Consider the following 25,715-nt stretch of genomic DNA (forward strand, 5'->3'; position numbering starts at 1 on the left):
GTCGGGACAGCGCTACTTAACCGTACGCTGTCCCTTTTGCATTCTCGTCAAATCTTCCAGTGACTCGCCGTCTTGGCCAACCGCTGGCGCATGGCATCCACATTCGCCGCCAGTTGCAACGTCAACAACCGATACCCGTCCAGCGCATTCTGTACCGGCGCTTCCAGCGCCTCGTCATCCGTTGCATGCGTGGCAGGCCGTTCCAGCCGCTCGGTAAACCCCAGCTTCAATGCCCGCGCCATGCCCACTAACTGCACCCGAATCTGCCGGTGCTCCGCCTTCAACATCACCTGCATCCGCGCCATCGTCTGTTCGTCGCGCGGGTCGGGCCGGGTATTGCCGAGAATCTCCAGGGTGCTGATGCACATGCGCAGATGCCGTTGGATCGCATCCAGTTCGGTCATGGAGATGCGCACTTCCTTGGACACCGACGGCATCAGCGAGCGCAACTGCAGCATTGCCGCATTCAAGCGGTTGAGCAGCTTCAAGTGTTCATCATCGGTGACCGACTGGCCGCTGATGATTCGGCTATAGATTTGCGCGCAGTCACGCAACGCGCTGGCCAGGTTGTAGCGCCACGAGTACACCGCGTACAGCGGCAGGGCGAAGGAGAACGCCAGCGCCAAGACGATGCCGATCAGAATGTCGACGGTGCGCCACAAGCCGTCGGATATCGGATTATCCCCGTGCCCCGCCACGATAAACACCGTGATCGCCGACAGCAGCGCGATGTAACCGCCCTTGCCGATGGCGTGATAGGAAAAGAACCCGCACACCACCGACATCAACAGATAAGTCAGCAGCGGCAGGCCGAAATAGGCCTGTTGCACCACCAGCAACAAGCCGACGCTGGCGCCGATCAAGGTGCCGTAAGCACGCTCCACAGCCTTTTTGCCGATATTGCCGTGGTGCTGCAAACCGCCGATCACGATCAGCATGGTCACCGAGGCCCACTCACCGTGCGGCAGGTTGATGCCGGTGGTGAGCAAAATGGTGGCCAGCAAACCGATGGACACGCGCACGGCGTGGATCAGCTTGGCATGGCGATAGCGGCGGTAGGGGTCGAGCAAGGGGCGCAGCAGGCGCCGGGCGAACGCGGGCAAATGCAGGTTCATCGGTATAAACGTGGCCTCAGTAGTCAGTGCGAACGCGGTCTAAAGGGTGGGAGCGGGCTGGCTTGCGAGTGCGCAGTGTCAGTCGAAACATCGTTGACTGATCCAGCGCCTTCGCGAGCAAGCCCGCTCCCACATTGTGAACTGCGCCATCGTTAGAAAATGTAGTCGGTGGTCAAGAAGCTTGAGTCACGGTTGCGCAGGATATCGCTGACCAGCGCCTTGTTGCTCTCCTGGAACTTGGTCGCCACCAGCGTGCGGATCGAGAACACGCGCAACGCGTCATGTACCGACAGCGTGCCCTCGGCCGAGTTCTTGCGGCCGTTGAACGGGAACGTGTCCGGGCCGCGCTGGCACTGGGCGTTGATGTTGATACGGCCCACCTGGTTGGCAAACACATCTACCAGGCGCCCGACCTCCACAGCGTTGGTGCCGAAGATACTCAGTTGTTGACCGAAGTCCGAGTCCAGCACGTAGTCGATCACCGTGCCCAGGTCACGGTAAGGCACGATCGGCACCACTGGCCCGAACTGCTCCTCGTGGTACACGCGCATCTGCGGGTTCACCGGGTACAGCACCGCCGGGTAGAAGAACGAACCGCGGCTGGTTGCGCCATTGGCATTCACCACCTTGGCGCCATGCTGCGCCGCATCGGCCACCAGCGCGTTGAGGTAATCGACCTTGCCGACTTCCGGCAGCGGCGTCAGCGAGACGCCGTCTTCCCACGGCATGCCGGGCTTCAATGTCGCCAGCTTGGTGTTGAATTTCTCGATAAAGCGCTCGACGACATCTTCGTGCACAAACAGGATTTTCAGCGCAGTGCAGCGCTGACCGTTGAACGACAGCGAGCCGGTGACGGCCTCGTTGACCGCATTGTCCAGGTCCACCTCGGGCAGCACGATGCCAGGGTTTTTCGCGTCCAGGCCCAAGGCCGCGCGCAGACGGTGTGGTTTGGGGTGCAGCTTTTTCAAGTCGCTGGCGGCCTTGTTGGTGCCGATGAACGCGAAGATATCGATCTTGCCGCTGGCCATCAGCGCACTGACGGTTTCACGGCCACTGCCGTAGATCACGTTGATCACCCCGGCCGGAAAGCTGTCACGGAACGCCTCCAGCAGCGGGCGAATCAACAGCACGCCAAGCTTGGCCGGCTTGAACACCACGGTGTTGCCCATGATCAGCGCCGGGATCAGCGTGGTGAAGGTCTCGTTCAGCGGGTAGTTGTAAGGCCCCATGCACAGCGCCACGCCCAGTGGTACGCGGCGGATTTGCCCAAGCGTGTCCTGTTCCAGCTCGAAGCGGCTGCTGCGGCGGTCGAGTTCCTTGAGGGCGTTGATGGTGTCGGTGATGTAGTCGCAGGTACGGTCGAATTCTTTCTGCGAGTCCTTGAGGTTCTTGCCGATCTCCCACATCAGTAGCTTGACCACCGCGTCACGCTGTTCGCGCATGCGCCGCAAAAAGGCTTCCACATGTTGGATGCGCTCGGCCACGCGCATCGTCGGCCATTCGCCCTGGCCTCGGTCATAGGCGCGCACGGCGGCGTCGAGGGCGGTCAGTGCGGTGTCGGCGTCCAGCAGTGGCGTGCTGCCGATATGCACGCGCTCATCGCCCAATTGCACCGGGCTCAGCACTTGGGCCAATGGGCCGTTCCACACCTGCAACTGGCCGTCGACCAGGTAATCACGCTGTTCAATGGGCGCCGCCAGGCGAAATTGCTCGGGAATATCGGCGGCGCAGGTCGGAAACAGCTGGGCGAGCAGGTTACTGGTGGTCATGTCGCTACCCCTGGAATAGTTGCAAAACATGACTAGAGAGTCACCCATCCAAGGGCTGTGTGGCAAGCGCCAGACGCATTACAGCAGCGTCCTGCCAGCGCCACGCCCAGCGCTGCGCCGATTTGTCGCGCGGTGTTGAGGGTGCCGGCGGCGAATCCGGCCTCAGCGCGATTGCGCCTGTGTCGGCGATAGCGCTCAAACCTCAAAGTCGCGAGGCTCAAGCGCTGCGCTTTGCCCGGTGCTGCTACAACCATTTGGCCGGGCCGTTGGGCGTGCAGTTGCTCAGCGCGATGTGCGAAGCCGGTTGGTTGCGCCGCTCGAAAGATTCCCGCGCGGTACGGGTCACGCCCAAGGGCTGGACGCAGTTGAAGGCGCAATTGGGTCTGGACCCCGCTTGATCTGGAAAAGCCTGAGCAAAAGCAGGCGTGCGGCGGTTAAACTACGCGGCTTTCTTGAAGGAGTTCACATGAGTCAGTACCAGCCGGGCATTCTTGCCGCACCGGTGCCCTTGCAGGCACGCCATCTGTTTTTTGCCGTGGATTGCCTGGCAGCCGTACCCACCGCATTGGACGCGCTGGTGCAGTTGACGGATTCGGCCGCGGTGGTGGGTTTGGGTGAGCCGCTGGTGACTGCACTGGGCGCAACCATTGACGGCTTGCGCGCGTTCCCTGTCGTCAGCGGCCCGGGCGCGCATAACCCCTCCACCCAGCAGGCGCTGTGGGTGTGGCTGCATGGCGTGGATCGCGGTGAGCTGCTGTTGCGCAGCCGCAGTGTTGAAAAGGCCCTGGCGCCGGCCTTTCGCCTGGTGCAGATGACCGAAGGTTTCCGCTACAAGACCGGTTTCGATTTGACCGACTATGAAGACGGCACTGAAAACCCCCACGACGACGCCGCGGTCGAAGCCGCGATGACCGACAGCGGCGCCAGCTTTGCCGCGATCCAGCAGTGGCAGCACGACCTCGACGGTTTTGCCGCGTTGCCTGCGCAAGAGCGCGACCACATCATCGGCCGCCGCCATGGCGATAACGAAGAGCTGGACGACGCCCCCGAGTCCGCGCACACCAAACGCACCGCGCAGGAAAGTTTCACCCCGGAAGCCTTCGTGGTGCGCCGCTCGATGCCTTGGGCCGAGAACGGTCAGGCGGGGTTGATGTTCCTTGCGTTTGGGCATTCCTTTGATGCGTTTGAAGCGCAGCTGCGGCGTATGAGCGGGCTGGAAGACGGGATAGTGGATGGGCTGTATCGCATCAGTAAGCCGTTGACGGGCGGGTACTACTGGTGCCCACCGCTGAAGGACGGGCACCTGGACCTGAGTGCGATTAGCTGTACGCCGCAAACCTAAAACTGTAGGCGCGGGCTCGTCGTGGCGAGCAGGCCTATTGCGGCGAGCTGGCCCGTTGTGGCGAGCGGGCTTGCAGTGGCGAGCGGGCTTGCCCCGCGTTGGGCTGCGCAGCGGCCCCAAAACCGGCTACGCGGTTTGCCTGAAAGAATGCGGTGTTTGCACGAGGGGCCGCTTCGCGCCCAACGCGGGGCAAGCCCGCTCGCCACAACAATTACCGCTTGCCACGATAACGCTGGTTGTCACACCTGTCAGTCAGTTGTTCCTGGGCCGAGATAAAACTGTTGGCGCGGGCCCGTTGTGGCGAGCGGGCTTGCAGTGGCGAGCGGGCTTGCCCCGCGTTGGGCTGCGCAGCGGCCCCAAAACCCGTTACGCGGTTTGCCTGAAAGAATGCGGTGTTTGTTGGAGGGGCCGCTTCGCGCCCCAACGCGGGGCAAGCCCGCTCGCCACAGCAACGCCGCTTGCCACGATAACGCTGGTTGTCACACCTGTCGGTCAGTTGTTCCTGGGCCGAGATAAAACTGTGGGCGCGGGCCCGTTGTGGCGAGCGGGCTTGCAGTGGCGAGCGGGCTTGCCCCGCGTTGGGCTGCGCAGCGGCCCCAAAACCCGTTACGCGTTTTGCCTGAAAGAATGCGGTGTTTGTAGGAGGGGCCGCTTCGCGCCCCAACGCGGGGCAAGCCCGCTCGCCACAACAAGCCCGCCCGTCACAACAATTACCGCTTGCCACACTAAAGCTGGTGCGACACCTGTCGGTCAGCTGTTGTGCATACCCAACGCGGTTTCGAATTTTTTCTGCGAGCCGTCTGTGCCCGGCGTGTCAACAGGGTCACGACTACTTGGGATCGCTGGCATAAATGTTCACCTGGAAGTTCTTTCATATATCAGGGCCTGTGCACTAACGATTTCGGCTATTAGTGCAACTGTACTAATTCGGCGCAGGCAATTAGTTGCCCGCGGGCATTAAGGCCACTCGCGCCGAGCTATCAAACGCGATGATCAAGTCGCTTTTGTTACAAATGGAAGTATCCGCAAAGTTGGGCAAAAGGCTATTAGCGAAAAATGTGAAGTGGTCGCGAAAATAGCGGTGAGAACGTCCCTAATCGAACACTCAACCAGGGGTTGAAAGTTCGCAAACTGTTCAAGTGATGCCGCCAGAGGCCCGTAAACACTGGGTCTTTTGCGTGTATGAATTTTTTTAAAAAAGTTCAACGGCCTCAGCTGCATGAGTTTTTTTCACTGCCAGGTTGAGCCAAACCTTTCACACCCTGTAAGCGAAACGTTTCACAAGCTTTCACAGCGAAGGCGTTTTGATCGTGAGTAGTATGGGGCCCATGCAAACCAACGACGGTTCGAAGGCTCACTGTCTGACGTTTTGGGCATTCACCGGTTTGCATACTTTCAGCTTGCTGTTGCGCAACTGAATAACTTCCCTATCGATGCAAGGAGATGAACATGGCTGATGTCCCACCAGTAAAAGCCGGCGGCGCCGACGACGCTATCGCGAAGATGGAAGCGACCTTCAACATGGCTATCGAGAAGTCGGCCAAGATCACTGAAATCAGTACCGCGAAAAAAGCGGAACTCGACGCCACCAAACAGCGTCCGCAGAACTGATTCGCCAAAACGGGCGGCGCCGGCGCTGCCCGTTTACCTGCTGAGTGTTTTCACCTTCTGATTGTTGACCCCGTTGCACATGCTCAAGGGGGCAAACCCGAACATGACAGCCTTGATTTCCTTGGGTCCGGTCGCTGGTATTGGCGCACCGACCCTGACTGTGACCAGCGGTTTGCATCAGGGCAGTTCCCTGGTGCTCGACCAGCCCGTCTACACCCTCGGCGCGGACCTCGCGGCCGACCTGGTACTCAGCGATCCCGGCATCGCCGGCCTGCACCTGCGCCTGCGGTTCGAGGGCGGCCAGGTGGCAGTCGAAGCGTTGGGCGGCGATGTGGTGCTTGGCAAAAATGTCCGTATTCCCCAGGGCAGCGGCCATCGCGCGCGACTGCCGTTGCAGCTGCGTATCGGCACGGCAGGTGTCAGCCTGGCCTCGCCTGAGGGGGTGGAAAAACCTTCGGACGCCACACGCACATTTACGCCCTGGATTGTCGCGATTGTCCTGCTGTTTTTATGTGCGGGGGCGCTGGCGGTGCGCAACGACACGCCGCTCACCCAGGCCGCGGTCGCGGCGCAGGTGCCTGCGCTGAAAAAACCGTCGCGTGAACACGCCAAAACCTGGCTGGAGCAGCAACTCCAGGCTGCCCACCTGGATGCAATAAAGGTCACTGACGCCAACGGCCAGCTCAGTGCCGTCGGCAGCTTCGAACAGTCGCAAAAACCTCAATGGCTGGCCCTGCAACAAGCCTTCGATGAGCGTTACGGCCAACAGATCGTCCTCAACCCTCGCGTCAGCGTACGCGCCGACGCCGCACGCCCGCGTGTGCGCTTCCAGGCCGTGTGGTTCGGCACCAACCCCTACGTGATCAACGACAGCGGCAAACGCCTGTACCCCGGCGCGGCCCTGGCGGACAACTGGGTGCTGGAGCGCATCGAGAACAACCAAGTGATCCTCGCCCGTGGCGAAGAGCGCTTCACCTTCACCTTATGAGTCGCCCCATGGAACGCACCCAACCCACCCGTGGGAGCTGGCTTGCCCGCGATGGCGTCCCCCCCGCCAACCCAAGTCTACCCACCGCCACGCAATTCAAATGTGGGAGCGGGCTTGCCCGCGAAAGCTATCTGTCAGGCGCTAGAGATCTTGGGGCTGAGTACCTATTCAGCCATGAGCGCTGTTCGCAGGCCCCCGCATGAAAGTCGAACCCCGCCCGCTCATCCCCAGCGACGCACGCAGCGCCCCCGTCGAAGCCGTTCGCCCGGTCAACTCACGCCAGGCCACTGCGTTCGAAGCGGTGCTCAACACCCGCAAGACCCAAACCCGCCGCTCGCTGCGCAGTGACCTCGAAGCACTCACCAGCGCCGCGGGCGTTGACTCCTTGCTGTTCGGCAGCGCCCGCTCCCTGGAGCTGCTGGAACACGTGATGGAACACATCCTGCCGTCCCTTGATGCCGAGACGGACATCAAGGCACTGGCCCATGACCTGATCAGCGAAGAGATCGAGATGCGCCGCACCCTCGAACAGCAACGCTCGGAGGTACATGCCTGATGGCCCGCGATAACGACGACGCCGTGCAATTGCTCAAAGGCATTGGCGAGCTGTACCGGCGCAACGGCCAGTCCCAGCGCGCGCTGGTGATGCTGCTGATCGCCGTCAGCGTCGCGCCAGAAGACGGCGTGTTGCTGCGCTCGCTGGTGCTCGCGTTCACCGACAGCGGCGACGCCGGCCGTGCCCTGGGTGCCCTCGATCGTCTGGTGGCGCTGGAAGGCGAGTCCGCCAGCCTGTTGCTGCTGCGCGCCCGCGCGCTGTGGTACGGCGAGCGCAAGGACGAAGCGCGCCAGTGCTTTAAACGCTACCTGGCTGCGCGCAGGGCCGGCGCATGAGTGCCCTCAACCGCCTGAACAACCTGGCGCGCATGGCGGCGCAGCGCACCGACGTGATCATCGTCGCATTCATGCTGATGGCGATTGTGATGATGATCATCCCGCTGCCCACCTACCTGGTGGATATGCTGATCGGCCTCAACATTGCCCTGAGCATCCTGATCCTGATCGTTGCGTTCTACATCGGCCATTCCGTGGAATTCTCCGCGCTGCCGCCGCTGATTCTGCTCAGCACCCTGTTTCGCTTGTCGTTGTCGATCACCACCACCCGCTTGATCCTCCTGCACGGCGATGCCGGCCATATCGTCAAGGCCTTCGGTGACTTCGTGATCGCCGGCCAGGTCGTGGTCGGCATGGTGGTGTTTTTGATCATCACCGTGGCGCAGTTTGTGGTGATCACCAAAGGCGCCGAACGCGTAGCGGAAGTGGCCGCGCGCTTCACCCTGGACGCGATGCCCGGCAAGCAGATGAGCATCGACAACGACCTGCGCAATGGCGACATCGACCAGGCCGAAGCGCGTCGTCGGCGTTCGCGCCTGGAGCGCGAAAGCCAGATGTTCGGCGCGATGGACGGCGCGATGAAATTCGTCAAAGGCGACGCCATCGCCGGCCTGGTGATTCTGGCGGTCAACCTGCTCGGCGGCATGCTGATCGGCATGATTGAACGTGACATGCCGTTCGGTGTAGCGGTGCACACCTACTCGCTGCTGACCGTGGGTGACGGCCTGATCGCACAGATCCCGGCGCTGCTGATTTCGGTGGCGGCGGGCACGGTGGTCACGCGGGTCAACAGCGACGGTGAAGCCGGCGACCTGGGCAGCGAGATCATCAAGCAGCTGGGCGCCAGCTACCGGGCACTGGGCCTGACGGCATTGATCATGATCGGCGTCAGCCTGTTGCCCGGTTTTCCGACCTGGGTATTCCTCGGCTTGTCCGCAGCCTTTGGCGGCGCAGCGTTCGTAATGTACCGCCGGCACACTCTCCAGCCACAGGGCGAGCTGGAAGCCTTGGCCGAAACCCCGGAACCGGTGGTCGAGGCGCAGGCCGAACTGGATGACAACCTGCTGCCCGATACTCGCGTGCTGCTCACCCTGGGCAGCGGCGTGTCCCAGAGCGCGCCGCGCCAGTTGCTGCGCCAGCGTGTCGAAGCGCTGTGTCACGACATCCGTACTGACCTGGGCGTGGATGTGCCGGTGCCGGGCATCTACATGGAGGCCAAGGCCACGCCGGGCAGTTTCCGCGTGTCGCTGGAAGGCGTGCCGGTGAGCGAAGGCGAACTGCCGATCAATTGTTTGCTTGTGCAGGACGACCCGGTGCATGTGCAACTGCTGGACATCGCCACCGTGCAAGCCGACTCGCCGCTCAACGGCCGCAATGCCCACTGGGTCGAGCGCCAGCATGAAGAGACCCTGCGCAACGCCGGCATCGGTTTCCTGCTGCCCGCCGAAGTCTTGCGCGGCGTGCTGGAACGCAGCCTGCGCCGCTATGCCGCCGACTTCCTCGGCATCCAGGAAACCCGCCTGCTGCTCGAGCGCACCGAAGCCACGTACGGCGAACTGGTCAAGGAAGCCTTGCGCCTGGTCCCCTTGCAGCGCGTTGCCGAGACCTTGCGCCTGTTGGTCGGCGAAGGCGTATCGATCCGCAATCAGCGCGCCTTGCTCGAAGCCATGGTGGAGTGGGGCGCCCGTGAGACCGATGCCGGGCGGCTGGCCGAACATTTGCGCGCGGCATTGGCGCGCCAGATCAGCCATCAGTACGCCGACCGTAACCGGGTAATTGGTGCGCTGGTGCTGGCGCCGGGCCTGGAAGACCAGTTGCGCGCGTCCCTGCGTCGCCAGGAACCGCAGCGCGAATTGATCCCCGAAGACGTCAGCCGCGCCTTGCTCGCGCAACTGCGCCAGGCCTGTGAAAACACCCGCGAGGTCAACAGCGCGGTATTGCTGGTGCACCCGGAGCTGCGGCGCAGCCTGCGCCGTCTGGTGTTGCGCGGTGAACTGGAGCTGGCGGTGCTGTCGTTCCGCGAGCTGGCCACCGAGTACAACCTGCAAGCGCTGGTGACCATCAGCCTCACCGATATTTCCAACCGCCGCGCGCCTGCCGCGGCTTCCGTCACCTCCCTGGCGTCTGCCTCATGATGCGTTTTTGTATGTTGTTGCTGGCTTTGGTCACCACTGCAAGTCAGGCTCAGGACATTGCCAACGGGGCCTCAGGTTCGATCAACCTGGCGTCCGGTGAAGGGCGCATTCTGCATTTTGTGGCGCCGGTGGATTCGGTACTGGTCGCCGAGCCGAATGTGGCCGACCTGCAAGTGGTGTCGCCGGGCACGATTTATATTTTCGGCAAGGCGCCAGGCACTACCAGCCTGATTGCCCTAGGCAATGACGGTAAACAACTGGCCAGCCTGACCTTGTCGGTCAGCAGCGGTACGGCCGCGGTGACCACGCCGATGCAGGCCTTGCACCCCGGCAATGGCGCGCAGATCAGCGGCGCCGGCAACCGCCTGATTGCCAAGGGCATCGTCGGTTCGGTGGCCGAAGCGACGGACCTTAACGCGCTGCTCAACCCGCAGGGCCAAGGCTTCCAGAGCGCAATCAACACCACCGAATACGCAGGCGCGGCCCAGGTGAACCTGCGCGTACGGTTTGCCGAAGTCTCGCGCTCCGAATTGCTGCACTACGGCGTGAACTGGAACGCGATGTTCAGCAACGGCACCTTCTCCTTCGGGCTGATCACCGGCGGCGGCCTGGCAGCGGCAACGGCCGGTGGCCTGGCAACGGCAGGCACCGGCTCGGGCAATGTGAACATCGACGGCATGCTCGACGCGCTGCAGGCCAACGGCATTTTGCAGATATTGGCCGAGCCGAATATCACCGCCATGACCGGCCAGACCGCCAGCTTCCTCGCCGGTGGCGAAGTGGCGATCCCGGTGCCGGTCAACCGTGACCTGGTGGGCATCGAATACAAGTCGTTCGGCGTGTCGCTGCTGTTCAACCCGACGCTGTTGCCCAACGGTCGCATCGCCCTGCAAGTACGCCCGGAAGTCAGCAGCGTGGTCAGCGGCGGCACCGTCGATTTCGGCAATTTCCATGTGCCGTCCTTCAGCGTGCGCCGCGCGGACACGCGGGTGGAAGTCGGCAGCGGGCAGACCTTCGCGATTGCCGGGCTGTTCCAGCATGAGAGCAGCCAGGACATTGAAAAGCTGCCGCTGCTTGGCGACTTGCCGATCCTGGGCAACCTGTTTCGCTCCAAGCGTTTCCAGCGCAATGAAACCGAGCTGGTGATTCTGATTACCCCGTACCTGGTCGAGCCGGTGCGCAGTCGCACGCTCGCCACGCCGCTGGACGCACAACCGGCGACCGCCGCAGCCAGCGGCCCGCGCAGCGGCGGCGCGTTCGGTTTTTACATGAATTGATGAGGGGGCCTGCGATGACTGCTTTGCGTGTGTTGATGCTCTTGCCCCTGGCGCTGATGGGCTGCCAGACCCACTTGGCGCCGGTGTACTACGCGCCGGAGTTTCGCGCGGATGGCTTGCCGAGCCAGTGCCAGCAGCCAGCGGCCAAGGACGCAATCGGGCTGGACGAAGACTTCAAACCGACGCTGCCGCTGGGCTGCGCGAACAATTTGAATTTGATGCAGATGGTCGAGCGCAGACAGGACCTGACCCAAGGCCGCACCACCGGCCCGGCGATGGCCGCCCCTGTTGGCCGCGCCGCGCAGGTCTACATCGAAGGCTTCGACCGCGAGCAGCTGCAACGCCGCAAGGACCAACAAGAAGCCAAAGCCGGCGCCACCGGAGGCCAACAATGACTGTTGAGGGCCACGTTTCCTGTGTTCTGACGAAGTCCTGTGACGAGCGCGCTTGTTGTGGCGAGCGGGCTTGCCCCGCGTTGGGCTGCGAAGCAGCCCCAAAACCAGGCCCTGAGTGCTATCTGAAAGAACGCGGCGAGACTGCAAGGGGCCGCTTCGCAGCCCAACGCGGGGCAAGCCCGCTCGCCACAACAAGCCCACTAGCCACAACAAGGCCGTTCACCTCAACCAGCCCGCTCACCACAACACCCTTAATCACCACGGGCTCAACGCGGGTCCACCAACCCCAACTCCTTCGCCTGCGCCACCGGATCACTGATCGCCTTGATCCGCTTGGCCTCCACCACCAATCGCGCACGTTCTGCGGCAGGGATGTCATCAAGGGGAAGGCTGGCCACCCGCTGCTCATACCCGGCCAACACCATCACCAACAACTCATTGCGCTGATGCCGTGGCAATGCGCGGGGCGATTGGGTGACGGGCGCAATGGTATCCAGCGCCTGTTGCGGCTGCCCGCCCAGCGCATAAGCCAGCGCCAGGTTGCAACGGCTGTCGAGGTCGTCGGGCTGCAGGCTCAGGCTTTTGGCGAAGGCGGTTTGTGCGGCACCGGCCTGGCCATTCAGCACGTGGGCAATGCCCAGGCGGGTGTAGGCCACCGGCAGGTGATTGATCTCGGCAGCCTGCCCCAACGCTGTCACGGCGCGTTGGGTCTTGCCCAATTGCAACTGCGCAGTGCCAAGGCCGAGCAGGGCGTCGGCGTTGTGGGCATCGAACCCCAGCGCCTGCTGGAAGGCGCGTTCGGCGCCCAGCGCGTCCTTGGCGTCGAGCCGGGCCTGGCCGAGCTTGAGCCACAACTCAATGCCGGCACCCGGTTGCTGGGTGGCGCGCTCGTACAACGCAGCCGCGCTGCTGTAGTCGCCGCGCTTGCTCAGGTCGTTGGCCAGTTGCAGGGATTTGTCGGTATCGGTCGCAGGTTTGCTGGAGCAGGCAGCCAGCAGCAAGGTGCTGGCGAGCAGAAATTTGTGGGTCATCGTCACAACTCGTCGGGCGAAGGCGCAGGCCATGTAAGCATATTTTTGATGGCGCTCCTATGCCTGTTCGGTGCGGGTTTTGCCAACGCGGCCGAGGAGCCCGCATGGTTCTCGCAGCCCTACGCCTACGTGCTGGTCGATCAGGACGTTCGCAGCGCGTTGGAAGAATTCGGTCACAACCTCGACGTGCCGCTGGTGCTCTCCGACAAGGTACGCGGCAAGGCGCGCAGCACCATCCGCGCGGCCACCGCCGGTGAGTTCCTGCAGACCTTGTGCAGCACCAACGGCCTGACCTGGTACTTCGACGGCAACCTGTTGTACCTCAATGCCAGCGATGAAATCAGCACCAAGCTGTTCAAGGCCAGCGCCCTGAACCTGGACCAGTTGCAGGCCTACCTGAACACCCTCGACGTGTTCGGCCAGCAACTCTCCATGCGCAACGGCCCCGAGGGCGATGAAGTGTTTGTTTCCGGCCCGCCGCCGTACCTGGCGCTGGTGCAACAGCATGTCGACCACCTGCAACCCACGGTCGTGGCCGCCCCGGTGGCGCGCGAGCGCGGGGTGCGGGTGTTCCGTGGCGCGCAAGTCAGTACCGAAACCCCAACCCAGTAAAGGAGCAGCACCATGTCCGTAACGGCCGTAGACAGCAACCTCGCCCCCGGTGGCGCCAGCCCTGAAGCCAAGTTCAACGCCGCGGTGGATAACGCCAAGGCCGCCGACAAACCGTCGGAGACCAGCGACGCCGAATTCAACGATGCGTTGATCACCCAGGCCGTCACTATCGGCGGTCAGTTCATCATCATGCCGAAGATGCAGGAACTGCTGAACGACGCCATGTCCGATGACGACGAAGAGTAGGGAGCCCCTATGACTATCAGTCTCGCCGCCGGCGCCACGGCCTTGCCGCCGTCCGCCGGTGCGGGGCCCGCCGGGGCCTCGCAGAACCTGTTCGAGCACATGGCCAATACCGCCAAGGGCATGCCCGAAGGCGCCAGCCCGCACCAGATCGGCTCGGGCCTGATGGAGCGCATGAACAGTTTCATCGACCGTACGCGCGCGTTTTCCGAACGCGCCGACGTGCTCACCAATAACCCGTCGGCGCCGCCGCCGGCCTCGGTGGACATCCGCACGGCAAGTGCTTCGCCGCAGGGCGAGCCGGGTAAAAAAGTCGGCGAGCAACAGGTCGACCAGATCGTGCACTCCCTGGGCAAGATGTTCGATTACTCCATCGAAACCCAGATGGTGGTGCGCGGTGCGACGCAGATTTCCGGGTCCGCCAACACGTTGCTCAAGGGTCAATAACGCCATGCCAAGCCCAAACCGCGCGCTGCGCCTGCTGCTGATCGGCCTGCTCGCCAGCCTCTTGCAGGCGTGCAACACCGACCTCTATACCAACCTCAGCGAGCGCGATGCCAACGCCATGGTCGCGGTGCTGCTGCGCGGTGGCATCCCGGCGGAGCGCAAGACCCAGGACAACGGCCAGCTCAAAGTGGTGGTGGACGAGGAGCGCTTTGCCGAGGCCATGACGCTGCTCGACAACGCCGGCCTGCCGCAACAGAGCTTTTCCAACATGGGCGAGGTGTTCAAGGGCAATGGCCTGGTGTCGTCGCCGGTGCAGGAACGCGCGCAGATGATCTATGCGCTGAGCGAAGAACTGTCGCACTCGGTGTCGCAGATCGACGGCATCGTCGCCGCCCGCGTGCACGTGGTGTTGCCCGACAACGACTTGCTCAAGCGCGTGATTTCACCGTCGTCTGCCTCGGTGCTGGTGCGTTACGACCCGGGCACCGACATCAATACGCTGATCCCGCAGATCAAGACCTTGGTCGCCAACGGCATTTCCGGCCTGAGCTACGACGGCGTCTCGGTGACGGCGATCAAGGCCGCCGTCGCCATCAGCCAGAACCCGGCGCAACCGCGGTTGGCGCGCTTCATGGGGCTGTGGTTGCTGGAAGACAACCTGGCGCAGGCACGCGTGATGTTTGGCGGCTTGCTGCTGATTGCCCTCGGCGCGCTTGGGGTATTGGCTCGCCAACACTGGGCGCGGCGTCAGTCCCAGGCGATGTATGTGCTCAAGGAGGGTGAATGAGCCTGGTTGAACGCTGGCAGGGGCTGATCGCCGAGCCGCTGCAGTTTGTGCGCGGGCCGAGCCTGGGCGCCTGTTTCGCCGATGAGTTGCCCGATGAAGTGCTGCAGGCCATGCAAGGCCAGGCGCGTTTTCGTCAGCGCCTGGAGCAGTTGCTGGTCAACCATTATCAGTTGGCGCCAATTGCGCACCTGGTGACGCCGTCCGCCGCCGACCTGGCGGTGTTGCTGTTGTCACCTGCGCAGTTTTCACGCTTGCCACGGTTGTGCGGTGCCATCTGGCATGCCTCGACCCTGAGCCGCGAGATCCGCCGTGAGGTGGTCAACGAACTGCGCGAGGGACTCGGTGCCGAGGTGTTCAGCCAGGCGTTGGCGCAGCGCCAACTTGGCGGCGCCGCAGACCTGCTGCGCGAGCCATCGGAGCTGATTGAGGCCATCGACCGCGACGGCCAAGGCTGTGTTGCCGCCTGGCTGCACGCCCAGCACGCCGACTTGCAGGGCTGGCTGCGCCTGCGTTTCGCCTTCCCCCAGGGCCACAGCGCACGCTTGCCCCGCGACCTGGAAATCGTTCAGGCCGCTGCTGCGAGCCTTGCGGCCGAGGACAACGCCCATGAGTGAATTACCTAGCCGGCCCACTGCGCGCATCCTGCGTGCTGAAGAAGCAGCGCTGTGGACCGATGGATTTGCCTTTCTGCAAGCCGCCAAGGAACAGGCCGAACAGATCAAGGCCGACAGCGACCAGTGGCTGCACGCCGCCCGCGCCGAGGGTTTTGAAAGCGCGCGCCAGGCAGGCGCCGAACAAGTCGCGCAGTTGCTGGTGCAGACCCAATCCCAGGTGCAGCACTACTTGAGCAGCCTGGAAGCGTCGCTGGCCGACCTGGCTTTGGGCATCGTGCGCGAGGTGTTGGGTGAGCTGGACAACGCCGACCGGGTCGTGCGTTGCACCCGCCAGGCCCTGAGTGCATTTCGCCAGGACCAGGCACTGACCCTGTGGGTGCCGCCGACCGACGTCGAGGCCTTGCGCCAACGCCTCAAGCACGAAGGCCTGGCGATTGCCGTGGACGCCGACGAGCAGCTGAGCGCCGGTCAGGCGCGCCTCAACAGCCCCGCCGGGTCCGTCGAACTGGGCCTGGAAGCGCAGTTGCAAACCCTGCGCCGCAGCCTGCTGCCCTTTGCCGAAGAAGGTGTGGCATGAACCTGCAACAGCTGCTGCCGCGCCTGACTGAACGGTTGGCCCAGGCCCGTCCACGGCCGATGCACGGCACCGTGTTGAGCATTCGCGGTGTATTGCTGCGCGCCAGTGTGGCCGGTGCGAGCATCGGTGAACTGTGTCAACTGCGCGACCCCGGCAGTGGCCGCAGCTTGAGCGCCGAGGTGATCGGCTTTGATGGCGACGAGGCGATTCTGTCGCCGATCGGCTCCATGGAAGGCCTGTCGACCCGCACGCAAATCACGGCGACCGGCGAAACCCTGGGCGTTGCCGTGGGCGATGCGCAACTGGGCCGGGTGATCAGCCCCATGGGCGATTTTCTCGACGGCGATGGCGTCCCGCCGACCCTGGCCTTGCAGCGTTACCCCCTGCATGCCGAGCCGCCCGCACCGTTTTCGCGGCAACTGATCGTGCGTTCGATGGCGCTGGGCATTCGCTCCATCGACGGCCTGCTGACCCTGGCCCAGGGCCAACGCATGGGCATTTTTGGTGAGCCGGGCGTGGGCAAGTCGTCGTTGCTCGCCAGCATCATCCGCAACAGCGAAGCCGATGTGATTGTGATCGGCCTGATCGGCGAGCGGGGCAGGGAAGTGCGCGAACTGCTCGACGTGCAACTCGACGCCCAGGCCCGCGCGCGCACCGTGGCAGTGGTTGCGACTTCGGACCGCCCGGCGGCCGAGCGCGTGCGTGCGGCGTTTGTCGCCACCACGCTGGCCGAGTACCACCGCGACCAGGGCCGCAATGTATTGCTGCTGATGGACAGCCTGACGCGCTTTGCCCGCGCCCAGCGCGAAATCGGCCTGGCCGTGGGCGAACCGCCCACCCGTCGCGGTTATCCGCCGTCGTTTTTCTCGGCCTTGCCGCGCCTGCTCGAACGCGCAGGCCCCGGCCCCACGGGCAGCATCACCGCGCTGTACACCGTGTTGACGGAAGGGGATGCGGCCAGTGACCCGGTGGCCGAAGAAGCCCGTTCAATCCTCGACGGGCATATCGCCCTCAGCGCGGAATTGGCCCAGCGCAACTACTTCCCGGCGGTGGACGTGTTACGCAGCCGCAGCCGCTTGATGGAGCAGGTCACCGGTGAAGAACACAAACGCCTGGCCATGCGCATACGTGAGCTGATGGCGCGCTACGGCGAAATCGAAATGCTCATCCGCGTCGGCGAGTACTCCGCCGGCAGCGACCCGCTGGCCGACGAAGCCATCAACCGCCATGCGGCCATCGAAGCGTTCCTGCGCCAGAACGCCGGCGAGCCGAGCAGCCTGGACCAGACCCTGATCCGCATGCGCCAGGTGTTGACATGAGCCTGTTAAAGAGTGGCGCAAATGTTTGTGAAAAGCAGATTTGTTGTGGCGAGCAGGCTTGCCCTGCGTTGGGCTGCGAAGCAGCCCCAAAACCAGGCACTGAGTTTTTTCGGGAAGAACGCGGTGAGTTTGCAAGGGGCCGCTACGCAGCCCAACGCAGGGCAAGCCTGCTCGCCACGCAGATTTGTATTGGCATGAACATGGAGACAGCCCAATGAAAACCGACCAACTGCGCACCCTGCAAACCCTGCGGGTGCTGCGTGAACAACGCGCCGCCAACCAACTGGCCGCCCAACAGCAACGCTGCGCGCAGACCCACGACGTGTTGACCGACGCCAAGGAGCAACTGCGCCTGCACCGTGAAGCGATTGCCGAGGAAGCCCGTCAGGTTTATGCAGCCTTGACCGAGGGCCTGTCGGTGGCCAGCTGGCAGGCGGCTCAGGAGCGTTTGCGCGGCCTGTCGGATGACCAGCAGCTGCTCGAGAACGACGTTCACCACGTGTCCACCACCCTGCAAAGCCAGGAGCGCGAGCGTGACCTGTTTCGCCAGGAACGCCTGAGCCGTCAACGCCAGTCCGAAGCCTGGCAAAGCCTGCTGCAAGGGCGTGAAAGTGATGAACGCCGTGTCGGTGAGTTGCGCGAAGAAGGCACCGGCACATGATCACCGCCCTTGCCGGCCCATTGGCACCCTGGCTGACGCAGTACGACCCGGCGCTGTTGGCGCTGCATAACCAGTTGCACCGTCGCCGTCGCGCCTGGCAGGGCCGTTGCGCCGGGCAAGCGTTGCGCGTGAGCTGGGCCGCCCAAGTACAAGGCCTGGGCAATTCGCGCGATGTGTTTTTGCTGCTCGGTCGCGCCCCGGTGCGCCTGCGTCTGTCGTCGGCCGCGCTGGAGCAAGTACTGGTGCCGCTGGCGTTGCAGTTCGATGCGCAGTTGCTGCCATCGTTGCCACGCTCGTTGCTGCTGGAATTGGCGGTGCTCGACCTGATCGAGACCCTGGAACCGGTGCTCGGCCACCCGGTGCAGTTAGTCGAGGCCACTGACGATCAGTGCGCGTATGCCGTGCACCTGGCGCTCGAATTGACCTTTGGCAACCAGCCGGCCATGAGCGCGCAACTGGACTTGAGCGAAGGCGCTGCCGTGCTGGTGGCGCAGCTGCTGGCGCAATACGGCCAGATCGAACCCGACCCGCTGCCCGCGCTGCGCCAGACCCTGGCGGTGGTGGCCGGGCGGCAATGGCTGACCCTGGGCGAATTGCGCAGCCTGCGGCCCGGCGATGTGCTGATGCTGGAGCAGGGCTCGGGCTTGTTGCTCGACCTGGACGGGCGCTTGCAGGCCCGCTGCCAATACCAGGGTGACGAATTGCGGTTGCAGGAAGAACTACAAGCACCCCCTTTGCACATGGAGAACACGATGACTGATGTTGATGCCGCTGCGGCCCTGGATGACTTGCCGCTCAAACTGGTGTGCCAGGTCGGCAGCCTGGAACTGACCCTGGCGCAATTGCGAGAACTGGGTGCGGGCAGCCTGTTGCAGCTCAACACGCCGGGCGTGGACAGCGTTGACCTGATGGTCAACGGGCGTCGGGTCGGCCAGGGCCAACTGGTAAAAATCGGTGACGGCCTGGGCGTGCGCTTGCTGAGTTTTGCCACCCCATGACCGGTTATCAGCCGAACCTGATCGAGATCATCCTGGTTGTTGCGACGATCGGGCTGATCCCGTTGGCAGTGGTCACGCTCACCGGGTTCATGAAGATTTCGGTGGTGCTGTTCCTGATCCGCAACGCCCTTGGGGTGCAGCAGACGCCGCCTAACCTGGTGCTGTACGGCATCGCGCTGATTCTGTCGGTGTACGTGACCACGCCGTTGATTGGCGACATGTACCGCCAGGTGGAGGGGCGCGACCTCAATATCGAGCATGTCGAGCAACTCAAGGACCTGGGCGATGCGCTGCGCCCGCCACTGCAGGCGCATTTGAAGCGTTTTGCGAATGAGTCCGAGCGCGGTTTTTTTGTGCAGGCCACCGAGACCATCTGGTCGCCGGAAGCCCGCGCCGACTTGCGCGACGATGACCTGGTGGTGCTGATTCCGGCGTTTGTCAGCTCAGAGCTGACCCGCGCCTTCGAGATCGGCTTTCTGCTCTACATCCCGTTCCTGGTGGTGGACTTGCTGGTGTCCAACGTGCTGATGGCGATGGGCATGTCGATGGTCTCGCCGAACCTGATTTCGATCCCGCTGAAGATCTTTTTATTCGTGTCACTGAGTGGCTGGTCGCGCTTGATGCACGGTTTGATTCTGAGTTACGGCTGAGGCACGAACCATGGGCCAGGACGTTTTCCTGTCATTGATGAAACAGGCACTGATGACCGTGCTGATGCTCTCGGCACCGGCGCTGGGCGTGGCGATTATCGTGGGCTTGAGCGTGGGGCTGTTCCAGGCGCTGACGCAGATTCAGGACCAGACCTTGCCACAGGTGGTAAAGCTGGTGGCGGTGCTGTTGACCATCGTGTTTCTCGGCCCGGTACTCGCTGGCCAAGTCGCGGAGCTGGGCAGCCAAGTGCTGGATAACTTCCCGCTGTGGACGCGCTGACCGCCCATGGATGCCAGCCTTACCGCGCAGTTTCTGGAGGTCGCCTACCCGGTGATCAGCGCCGCCTCGCTTGCCGCCTGCCGCGCCATGGGGGTGGTGGTGATCACCCCGGCGTTCAACCGCCTGGGCCTGACCGGCATGATTCGCGGCTGTGTGGCGGTGGCCATTTCGATCCCGATGTTCTTTCCGGTGTTCGACGCGCTGACCCGAATGCCCGAGCACGGCAGCGTGTTCATCGCCGGGTTGCTGATCAAGGAGTTCCTGATCGGCATCCTCATCGGCCTGTTGTTCGGCATTCCGTTCTGGGCCGCGGAAGTGGCGGGGGAGTTGATCGACCTGCAACGCGGCTCGACCATGGCGCAGCTGGTGGACCCGTTGTCATCCGGTGAATCCAGCGTGATGGCGACCTTGCTCACGGTGATGTTGATCACGCTGTTCTTCATGTCCGGCGGCTTTATCCTGATGGTCGACGGCTATTACCACAGCTACCAGCTATGGCCGGTGACTTCATTCACGCCGGTGTTTGCCAGCTCCGCGTTGCTGGCGGTGCTGTCGATTCTCGACCAGATCATGCGCGTCGGCGTGCTGATGGTTTCGCCCTTGCTGATCTCGTTGCTGATCACCGACCTGATGCTTGCCTACCTGTCGCGGATGGCGCCGAACCTGCATATGTTCGACTTGTCACTGCCGGTAAAAAACCTGTTTTTCTCGATCCTGATGGTGATCTACATCGGCTTTCTGATTCCGTTGATGCTCGATCAATTGGCGGAATTTCGCGGCACTGTCGAGTTGCTCAAAACCCTGGCGGGCATGGAGTAGCCGATGGCCGATACCAGCGAAGAAAAATCCCAGCCGGCCACGGACAAGAAGCTCAAAGACGCACGTCAGAAAGGCCAGGTCGCCAAGAGCCAGGACCTGGTGTCGGGCATGGTTATCCTGTTTTGCACGCTGTGCATCTCGATCCTGGCGCCGCGTGCCAAGGCCCAGGTCACGGCGCTGATCGACCTCACCGCGCAAATCTACATCGAGCCCTTCGCCACGGTATGGCCGCGGGTGCTCGACCATGCCGAGCAACTGGTCACCGGTATTACCTTGCCGGTGATGGCGGTGACCACCGGCGTGGTGGTCCTCACCAATATCATCACCATGCGCGGCTTTGTGTTCTCGGTGGACCCGATCAAGCCCGAGTTCAAACGCATCAACCCGGCCGAGGGTTTGAAGAAAATTTTTGCCCTGCGCAACCTGGTGGAGTTCATCAAGGGGCTGATCAAGGTGCATGTGCTGGCGATCGCGTTTTATGTGATCGGTAAGCATGCGTTGCAGGCGCTGATGGAGTCGTCACGCTGTGGCGCGGAGTGCATGGAGTCGACGTTTTTCCTGGTGCTCAAGCCGCTGGTGTTCACGGTGTTGTGCGCGTTCATCCTGGTCGGTGCGGTGGACGTGATCATGCAGCGCTGGCTGTTTGGCCGCGACATGAAAATGACCCGCAGCGAAACCAAGCGCGAACGCAAGGACATCGACGGCGACCCGCTGATCAAGAGCGAGCGGCGGCGCCAGCGCAATGAAATGCAGGCGTTGGCGACCAAGCTGGGGCTGGGCAGGGCGTCGATGATGATCGGCACCACCGATGGCTGGGTGATTGGCGTGCGCTATGTGCGCGGTGAGACGCCAGTGCCGGTGATCGTGTGCCGGGCCTCACCGGAGGAGGCGTTGCTGATGTTGCAGGAGGCTTATGACCTGGGTATTCCGCACGCGCCGGACAAGAACCTGGCGGCTGACATCGCGCGCAAGACTGTGCCCGGTGATCCGGTGCCGGATGCTTCGTTCCAGGCGGTAGCGGATTGGCTGGTCGCGGCGCGGTTGATTTAATCGTCGCGCGGACTACGCTTGTCTGGCGCTTTGGTACGGAGGGAGTATCTGCTCAGCAGGAGCTGAAGGTGTATCTGTCACGGGCGATGGACGCAGGCGTCAACCAATTGGGTGGCGCTGCACTGTTCCAACTTTCCCAGGAGATTCACCATGACAGATCAACACCGTGCATTGATCCAGGAGTGGGCCGACAGCTGGTCTACCGCCGACAAAGAGCGGTTTCTCGCGATTTTTTCCGAGGCGACCGTCTATGAAGACAAGGCCGCAGGGCAAATCATGCGAGGGCGCCCGGCGCTGGGCGACTTTTTCGACCTGATCAGAAAGGCATTGCCCGATTTCGAGGTTATCCGCGACTTGATCAGCCTCGGCGAGCGCGGCGGGACGATCCAGTGGCATATGACGGGCACCCATGAGGGCGAGCTGTTCGGCTATCAGGCGACTCACCGCAAGATCAATGTCGACGGCACCTGCGTGATCAGGATCGAGGCCAACAAGATTGTCGAATGCACCGATTACTACGACATGAAAACGCTGTACCGCCAGTTGGGTTTCGACACCAACTGAATGCACCCCGCGAATGGGGCCCCATCCGATGGGGGCCTCATCCGACATGCCTCAGGGCTTGTCTACATCGTGATACTCACCGCCATACCCGTCGCCCGCGCGCCAGATGATGTCGTGGTTGACGGGGCCTGTCAGATCAAAATCAAAAGCAAAGCACTGGTAGAAAAAAAGCGGATCAAAAGCACAGCAACACATTTCTATCTGAAGCACAGAGATCCAAATGTGGGAGCGGGCTTGCTCGCGAATGCGGTGGTTCAGTCAGCTCATGTGTCACTGGCATACCGCCTTCGCGAGCAAGCCCGCTCCCACAAGTTGACCGAGTTCAGCCTTCACCGCTGCACTGCTTTTGCTCTTCTGTAGGAGCTGGCTTGCCTGCGATGCAGGCACCTCGGTCCATCAGGTACACCGGGTTGATGCCATCGCAGGCAAGCCAGCTCCCACATTTGATTGAGTTCAGCTTCCAGAATCAGGTCGGCTGTCAGGCCGCCGTGCTTTGCTTTTGATTTTGATCTTAGGCGCCCCGTTAAACCACGCTCCAAAGCCTAGGCGAGGTGCCGAGTGGTGGGGCAAGAGCCCTTTGCTTACTTTGGGCTTTTCCAAAGTGACCCGCCGTAAGGGCGCAACCCAAGGCGGCCATCACCCAAATACCGGCGATGCCCTCAGCGATGCTGAAACCTGGGCAGAGAAGCAATGCGTGACTTGGGCTCCTGCAACCGCGCCAGGTCCGTGGCAATCTGCGCCCGCCAGAAGTGCGCACCGGCCAGCTGTGCATCCACCCACGCCTGGCGCAGCAGCACCGTGGCCTTGTCCACCGACCCGTAGTTGCCCTGGCGCAGTGTCAGTTGGGCTTTGATCCGCAGCATCTGCGGCACAAACCAGCGCTCATGGCGGCCGATAGCCAATTGCAGCGTCTCCTCCAACACCTCCAGCGCGAGTTTTTCCAGGCCCAGGCGCGCCAACCCCAAAGCGTATTCACACCGAAACAGGCTGTAGAGCTGACCATCGCCCTGGCCCTGCAGGTGCTGCAGGGCTTGGCCTAGTTGCGGCACGCCTTCTTCCGGCGAGCCCTGGCGGATCAGCAGGATGCTCTCGAAACACAGGCGAAATTGCCGCCAGATATGCAAGTCCTGGCGAGTGGTGCTGTCCTGCAGCAGGCCCAGGTAATAACGCATTTTCGGCAGGTTGGACGCCAGCAGCGCCAGGGGGATCGCCCCCAGGCACAGGGTGTACCAGAGGGTCGCCGGGTGATCGAGTGACACCGCTTCATCGACGCAGGTGCTGATCAGCCGCAGGGCCGGGTCGACGTCGCCTTCCATCAGTTGCACCTTCGCCTTGAGGCAACGTGCGGCGATGCGCTGATCAAACAGCGCGTCGATGATGTGCGAGCGCGGGGCCGACGGTGAACCCAGGGCTTCGTCGATATTTTGTCGGGCGCCCGCCAGGTCGCCCATGTGAAACAGCACCACCGCCCGCATGCGTTTGCCCAGCAGTTGCTGGTTCCCGCTGTTGTTCAACGCAATGTAGCGCTCGGCCAACTCCAGCGCTTCGGCGTACTGGTTACACGCGCAACGGTCACCCCAGAGCCCCCACAGCGCGCGAAGTTTGTGCTCGGCATCGCCGAGTTCGCGGCCGTCCTCGCGCACCTGGCGCCACGCTTCCCGCAACGGGCCGCCCGTGCCGTCGGTGAGCATCAGCGCGCTGGCCAGCGCGGTGTTCAGCAGCATGCGTTGGCGCGCCGGCAACGGGGTGCTGGCGTCGCTGGCCAGGCCCTGGTCAACCCAGCTGCGGCACTCACTGACCAGCGACAGGCGCAGCCATAACGGCACGCCGCCCAACGTCAGTTCAACCCCCAATGGCAGGTTGCCGGTCGTTGAGTAGGCCCAGTCGAGTGCCGAGCGCACCGTGTTGATCTCGGGGCCATACAGCGCGACCCAGGTTTGCGGTGACAGGCCATCCAGGGTCTGCCCGGCTTCCTGCAACACCCCAAGGGCATAGCGCGCATGGCGTTCGGCGGTGGCGTTGGTTTCGCCCTGTTCGGCGAGCTTTTCCAGGGCGTAGGCGCGGGTGGTTTCCAGCAGGCGATAACGTTTGAGCAACTGCGATTCGCCGGCGAGCAGCAGTGACTTGTCCATCAGGCTTTCGAGCAAGGGCAGGGCATTGCGCGGGTCGAGGGCGCTGCTGGCAGTCATGGCCTTGACGGCATCAAGGGTGAAGGAGCCGGTGAAGACCGCCAGTTGGCGCAGCATCGCCTGCTCGTCGCCGCTGAGCATCGAATAGGTCCAGTCCAGGGTCGCGCTCAGTGAGCGATGGCGGGCGAGGGCGGTGCGCCGGCCGGTCATTTGCAGGCGAAAGCTGCCGTCCAGCAGGCCGACCAGGTCCTGGATGCCAAAGGTGCGTACCCGCGCGGCCGCTATTTCGATGGCCAGCGCATTGCTGTCGAGCTTGCGGCAGATGGCGCTGACGGCCGCCACGTCGGCGTCGTTGAAAACAAAGTCGGGGTCGAGGGCGCGCACGCGCTCCACAAACAGGCGCACGCCGGACCATTTCAGGGCTTCGACGGCGCTGAGTGTCCTGTGTTCGTCGGGCACTTGCAGCGGCGCCAGGTCGTGCACGCGCTCGCCCTCGGCGCGCAGCGGCTCGCGGCTGGTGGTCAGCACGTAGCATTGAGGGGCACTGCGCAACAGGGTTTCCACGGCATCGGCGGTGGCCGGCAACACGTGTTCGCAGTTGTCCAATACCAGCAACAGGCGGCGGTCGGCCAGGGTGGCGGCGATGCTGCGCAGCGGCTCGTCGCTGACGGTCTGGATGCCCAGGGCGCTGGCGAGCATGCCAGTGACCCATTGCCCGCTGGTGGCCGGCGCCAGGTCGACGAAGCAGGTGTCCAGCTTGAGTTCGTTGGCTAATTGATGGGCCACGGCCATGGCGACGGTGGTCTTGCCGATGCCGCCAGGGCCGGTGATGGTCAAGAACCGCTGGGTCAGCACCTGGTCGGCAAGGCTGTCGACCAACTCATCGCGGCCAATCACCTCGCAGGACGGCGGCGCGACAGAGGGCTCATGGACGCGCGCGTGGGGCACCGGCAGATGGTCTTCGCCGGCCGCCTGCACGGTCACCGGCGCCACGAAGCGGTAGCCGCGGCCCGGCACCGTGACGATATAGCTGAAGTTGCCATCGTCGCCCAAGGCTCGGCGCAGCGCGACGATCTGCGCGCGCAGGTTGCATTCCTCCACCACCACCTTGGGCCAGGCGAACGAGATCAGCTCGGCTTTCTCCAGCAGTTCGCCGGCGCGGGTGGCCAGGGCAATCAGCAAACACAGGGCGCGGCTGCCCAAGGTGACGGGCTCACCGTTTCGCAGCAATACGTGCTGGCGTGCGAGTAACAGGAAGGGGCCAAAACCAAGGGCGCTTTCGGCGCACGCCGGGGCCAGGGGTTCTGCGTCCATGAAGGACACTGCGTGGTTCTTGCTCGAGCTCATCAATTCGTCCTTTTTATAGTCAGGCTTGTTATTGGCGATCAGGCCATTCGCCCTTTTGGGTACA

At 63.2% G+C, this 25,715-nt stretch carries 28 protein-coding genes; 24 read left to right on the forward strand and 4 right to left on the reverse strand.

Translation table 11 applies throughout. From position 1 onward, the window contains the following. Positions 1 to 47: 47 nt before the first annotated feature. Both L8K08_RS19255 and L8K08_RS19260 read right to left on the reverse strand, forming a co-directional pair. Positions 48 to 1,109 carry an FUSC family protein gene (locus tag L8K08_RS19255; protein ID WP_242199529.1) on the reverse strand — a complete coding sequence of 354 codons (1,062 nt, stop codon included), beginning with the start codon at positions 1,107 to 1,109 and terminating at the stop codon, positions 48 to 50. A gap of 158 nt (positions 1,110 to 1,267) precedes the next feature. Next, positions 1,268 to 2,884 (reverse strand): NADP-dependent glyceraldehyde-3-phosphate dehydrogenase, encoded by a 1,617-nt coding sequence (locus L8K08_RS19260; RefSeq protein ID WP_242199419.1) that lies wholly within the window; start codon positions 2,882 to 2,884, stop codon positions 1,268 to 1,270. 59 nt (positions 2,885 to 2,943) lie between these two features. Here L8K08_RS19260 and L8K08_RS19265 point away from each other — a divergent pair, with 59 nt between their 5' ends. From L8K08_RS19265 to L8K08_RS19305, 9 genes are all read left to right on the forward strand, one after another. Continuing rightward, on the forward strand, positions 2,944 to 3,282 hold the full coding sequence (locus L8K08_RS19265; RefSeq protein WP_242199420.1) for a hypothetical protein: 339 nt from the start codon (positions 2,944 to 2,946) through the stop codon (positions 3,280 to 3,282). A 68-nt stretch (positions 3,283 to 3,350) separates the two neighbouring features. Continuing rightward, positions 3,351 to 4,226 carry a Dyp-type peroxidase gene (locus tag L8K08_RS19270; protein WP_145164068.1) on the forward strand — a complete coding sequence of 292 codons (876 nt, stop codon included), beginning with the start codon at positions 3,351 to 3,353 and terminating at the stop codon, positions 4,224 to 4,226. A 1,449-nt stretch (positions 4,227 to 5,675) separates the two neighbouring features. Next, positions 5,676 to 5,837: a hypothetical protein gene (locus tag L8K08_RS19275; RefSeq protein WP_016969018.1), complete on the forward strand. Its 162-nt coding sequence runs from the start codon at positions 5,676 to 5,678 to the stop codon at positions 5,835 to 5,837. A 103-nt stretch (positions 5,838 to 5,940) separates the two neighbouring features. Continuing rightward, positions 5,941 to 6,825 carry an FHA domain-containing protein gene (locus L8K08_RS19280; protein WP_242199421.1) on the forward strand — a complete coding sequence of 295 codons (885 nt, stop codon included), beginning with the start codon at positions 5,941 to 5,943 and terminating at the stop codon, positions 6,823 to 6,825. A gap of 199 nt (positions 6,826 to 7,024) precedes the next feature. Then, the gene (locus L8K08_RS19285) at positions 7,025 to 7,381 is read left to right on the forward strand and encodes a hypothetical protein (RefSeq protein WP_242199423.1); all 357 of its coding nucleotides are present in this window, start codon (positions 7,025 to 7,027) and stop codon (positions 7,379 to 7,381) included. Continuing rightward, positions 7,378 to 7,716, forward strand: a complete 339-nt coding sequence (locus tag L8K08_RS19290; RefSeq protein ID WP_178119731.1) for a type III secretion protein — start codon at positions 7,378 to 7,380, stop codon at positions 7,714 to 7,716. The genes L8K08_RS19285 and L8K08_RS19290 overlap by 4 nt, the downstream gene beginning before the upstream one ends. After that, positions 7,713 to 9,851 (forward strand): type III secretion system export apparatus subunit SctV, encoded by a 2,139-nt coding sequence (sctV, locus tag L8K08_RS19295; protein ID WP_242199425.1) that lies wholly within the window; start codon positions 7,713 to 7,715, stop codon positions 9,849 to 9,851. Before L8K08_RS19290 ends, sctV begins: the two co-directional genes overlap by 4 nt. Beyond that, the gene (locus L8K08_RS19300; RefSeq protein ID WP_242199427.1) at positions 9,848 to 11,128 is read left to right on the forward strand and encodes a type II and III secretion system protein family protein; all 1,281 of its coding nucleotides are present in this window, start codon (positions 9,848 to 9,850) and stop codon (positions 11,126 to 11,128) included. The genes sctV and L8K08_RS19300 overlap by 4 nt, the downstream gene beginning before the upstream one ends. A gap of 14 nt (positions 11,129 to 11,142) precedes the next feature. After that, a complete protein-coding gene (locus L8K08_RS19305; RefSeq protein WP_106578757.1) occupies positions 11,143 to 11,523 on the forward strand; it encodes a hypothetical protein in 381 nt (126 codons plus the stop codon). 266 nt (positions 11,524 to 11,789) lie between these two features. Here the strand turns inward: L8K08_RS19305 and L8K08_RS19310 are convergent, their stop codons facing one another. Further along, positions 11,790 to 12,554, reverse strand: a complete 765-nt coding sequence (locus tag L8K08_RS19310) for a tetratricopeptide repeat protein (protein WP_242199429.1) — start codon at positions 12,552 to 12,554, stop codon at positions 11,790 to 11,792. A gap of 48 nt (positions 12,555 to 12,602) precedes the next feature. Here L8K08_RS19310 and L8K08_RS19315 point away from each other — a divergent pair, with 48 nt between their 5' ends. The 15 genes from L8K08_RS19315 (at position 12,603) to L8K08_RS19385 (ending at position 22,175) form a co-directional block, all read left to right on the forward strand. Beyond that, entirely contained in the window at positions 12,603 to 13,166 is a 564-nt protein-coding gene (locus tag L8K08_RS19315) for a type III secretion protein (RefSeq protein ID WP_119739907.1), read from the forward strand. A gap of 12 nt (positions 13,167 to 13,178) precedes the next feature. After that, a complete protein-coding gene (locus L8K08_RS19320; RefSeq protein ID WP_119739909.1) occupies positions 13,179 to 13,412 on the forward strand; it encodes a hypothetical protein in 234 nt (77 codons plus the stop codon). 9 nt (positions 13,413 to 13,421) lie between these two features. Beyond that, positions 13,422 to 13,856: a hypothetical protein gene (locus tag L8K08_RS19325; protein ID WP_145164086.1), complete on the forward strand. Its 435-nt coding sequence runs from the start codon at positions 13,422 to 13,424 to the stop codon at positions 13,854 to 13,856. Positions 13,857 to 13,860: 4 nt separating this feature from the next. Beyond that, positions 13,861 to 14,643 carry a type III secretion inner membrane ring lipoprotein SctJ gene (sctJ, locus tag L8K08_RS19330; protein ID WP_106578752.1) on the forward strand — a complete coding sequence of 261 codons (783 nt, stop codon included), beginning with the start codon at positions 13,861 to 13,863 and terminating at the stop codon, positions 14,641 to 14,643. Further along, on the forward strand, positions 14,640 to 15,257 hold the full coding sequence (locus tag L8K08_RS19335) for a type III secretion protein (protein ID WP_242199431.1): 618 nt from the start codon (positions 14,640 to 14,642) through the stop codon (positions 15,255 to 15,257). Before sctJ ends, L8K08_RS19335 begins: the two co-directional genes overlap by 4 nt. Next, complete coding sequence (gene sctL, locus L8K08_RS19340; protein ID WP_242199432.1) at positions 15,250 to 15,834, forward strand: type III secretion system stator protein SctL; 585 nt, start codon at positions 15,250 to 15,252, stop codon at positions 15,832 to 15,834. Before L8K08_RS19335 ends, sctL begins: the two co-directional genes overlap by 8 nt. Continuing rightward, complete coding sequence (locus L8K08_RS19345; RefSeq protein ID WP_242199433.1) at positions 15,831 to 17,153, forward strand: FliI/YscN family ATPase; 1,323 nt, start codon at positions 15,831 to 15,833, stop codon at positions 17,151 to 17,153. Before sctL ends, L8K08_RS19345 begins: the two co-directional genes overlap by 4 nt. Further along, positions 17,150 to 17,371 carry a hypothetical protein gene (locus L8K08_RS19350; protein WP_242199434.1) on the forward strand — a complete coding sequence of 74 codons (222 nt, stop codon included), beginning with the start codon at positions 17,150 to 17,152 and terminating at the stop codon, positions 17,369 to 17,371. The genes L8K08_RS19345 and L8K08_RS19350 overlap by 4 nt, the downstream gene beginning before the upstream one ends. Beyond that, entirely contained in the window at positions 17,368 to 17,814 is a 447-nt protein-coding gene (locus tag L8K08_RS19355; RefSeq protein WP_242199435.1) for a hypothetical protein, read from the forward strand. Before L8K08_RS19350 ends, L8K08_RS19355 begins: the two co-directional genes overlap by 4 nt. Further along, positions 17,811 to 18,812, forward strand: a complete 1,002-nt coding sequence (gene sctQ / locus L8K08_RS19360; RefSeq protein WP_145164097.1) for a type III secretion system cytoplasmic ring protein SctQ — start codon at positions 17,811 to 17,813, stop codon at positions 18,810 to 18,812. The genes L8K08_RS19355 and sctQ overlap by 4 nt, the downstream gene beginning before the upstream one ends. Beyond that, positions 18,809 to 19,462, forward strand: coding sequence for a type III secretion system export apparatus subunit SctR (gene sctR, locus L8K08_RS19365; protein ID WP_017137580.1), 654 nt, complete (start codon positions 18,809 to 18,811; stop codon positions 19,460 to 19,462). The genes sctQ and sctR overlap by 4 nt, the downstream gene beginning before the upstream one ends. Before the next feature lie 10 nt (positions 19,463 to 19,472). Further along, the gene (sctS, locus tag L8K08_RS19370; RefSeq protein ID WP_003208314.1) at positions 19,473 to 19,742 is read left to right on the forward strand and encodes a type III secretion system export apparatus subunit SctS; all 270 of its coding nucleotides are present in this window, start codon (positions 19,473 to 19,475) and stop codon (positions 19,740 to 19,742) included. A gap of 6 nt (positions 19,743 to 19,748) precedes the next feature. Then, complete coding sequence (gene sctT, locus L8K08_RS19375) at positions 19,749 to 20,561, forward strand: type III secretion system export apparatus subunit SctT (RefSeq protein ID WP_106578746.1); 813 nt, start codon at positions 19,749 to 19,751, stop codon at positions 20,559 to 20,561. Between the two features lie 3 nt (positions 20,562 to 20,564). Continuing rightward, positions 20,565 to 21,611 (forward strand): EscU/YscU/HrcU family type III secretion system export apparatus switch protein, encoded by a 1,047-nt coding sequence (locus L8K08_RS19380; protein WP_242199436.1) that lies wholly within the window; start codon positions 20,565 to 20,567, stop codon positions 21,609 to 21,611. Between the two features lie 150 nt (positions 21,612 to 21,761). Next, a complete protein-coding gene (locus L8K08_RS19385) occupies positions 21,762 to 22,175 on the forward strand; it encodes an ester cyclase (RefSeq protein ID WP_145164102.1) in 414 nt (137 codons plus the stop codon). Between the two features lie 659 nt (positions 22,176 to 22,834). On the opposite strand, the gene L8K08_RS19390 is transcribed toward L8K08_RS19385, so the two are convergent. Continuing rightward, positions 22,835 to 25,651 carry a winged helix-turn-helix domain-containing protein gene (locus tag L8K08_RS19390; protein ID WP_242199437.1) on the reverse strand — a complete coding sequence of 939 codons (2,817 nt, stop codon included), beginning with the start codon at positions 25,649 to 25,651 and terminating at the stop codon, positions 22,835 to 22,837. Positions 25,652 to 25,715 lie beyond the last annotated feature (64 nt).

The organism is Pseudomonas sp. TREG-RG-20F-10-E-6-01 (genome assembly GCF_022662455.1).
Taxonomy (GTDB): domain Bacteria; phylum Pseudomonadota; class Gammaproteobacteria; order Pseudomonadales; family Pseudomonadaceae; genus Aquipseudomonas.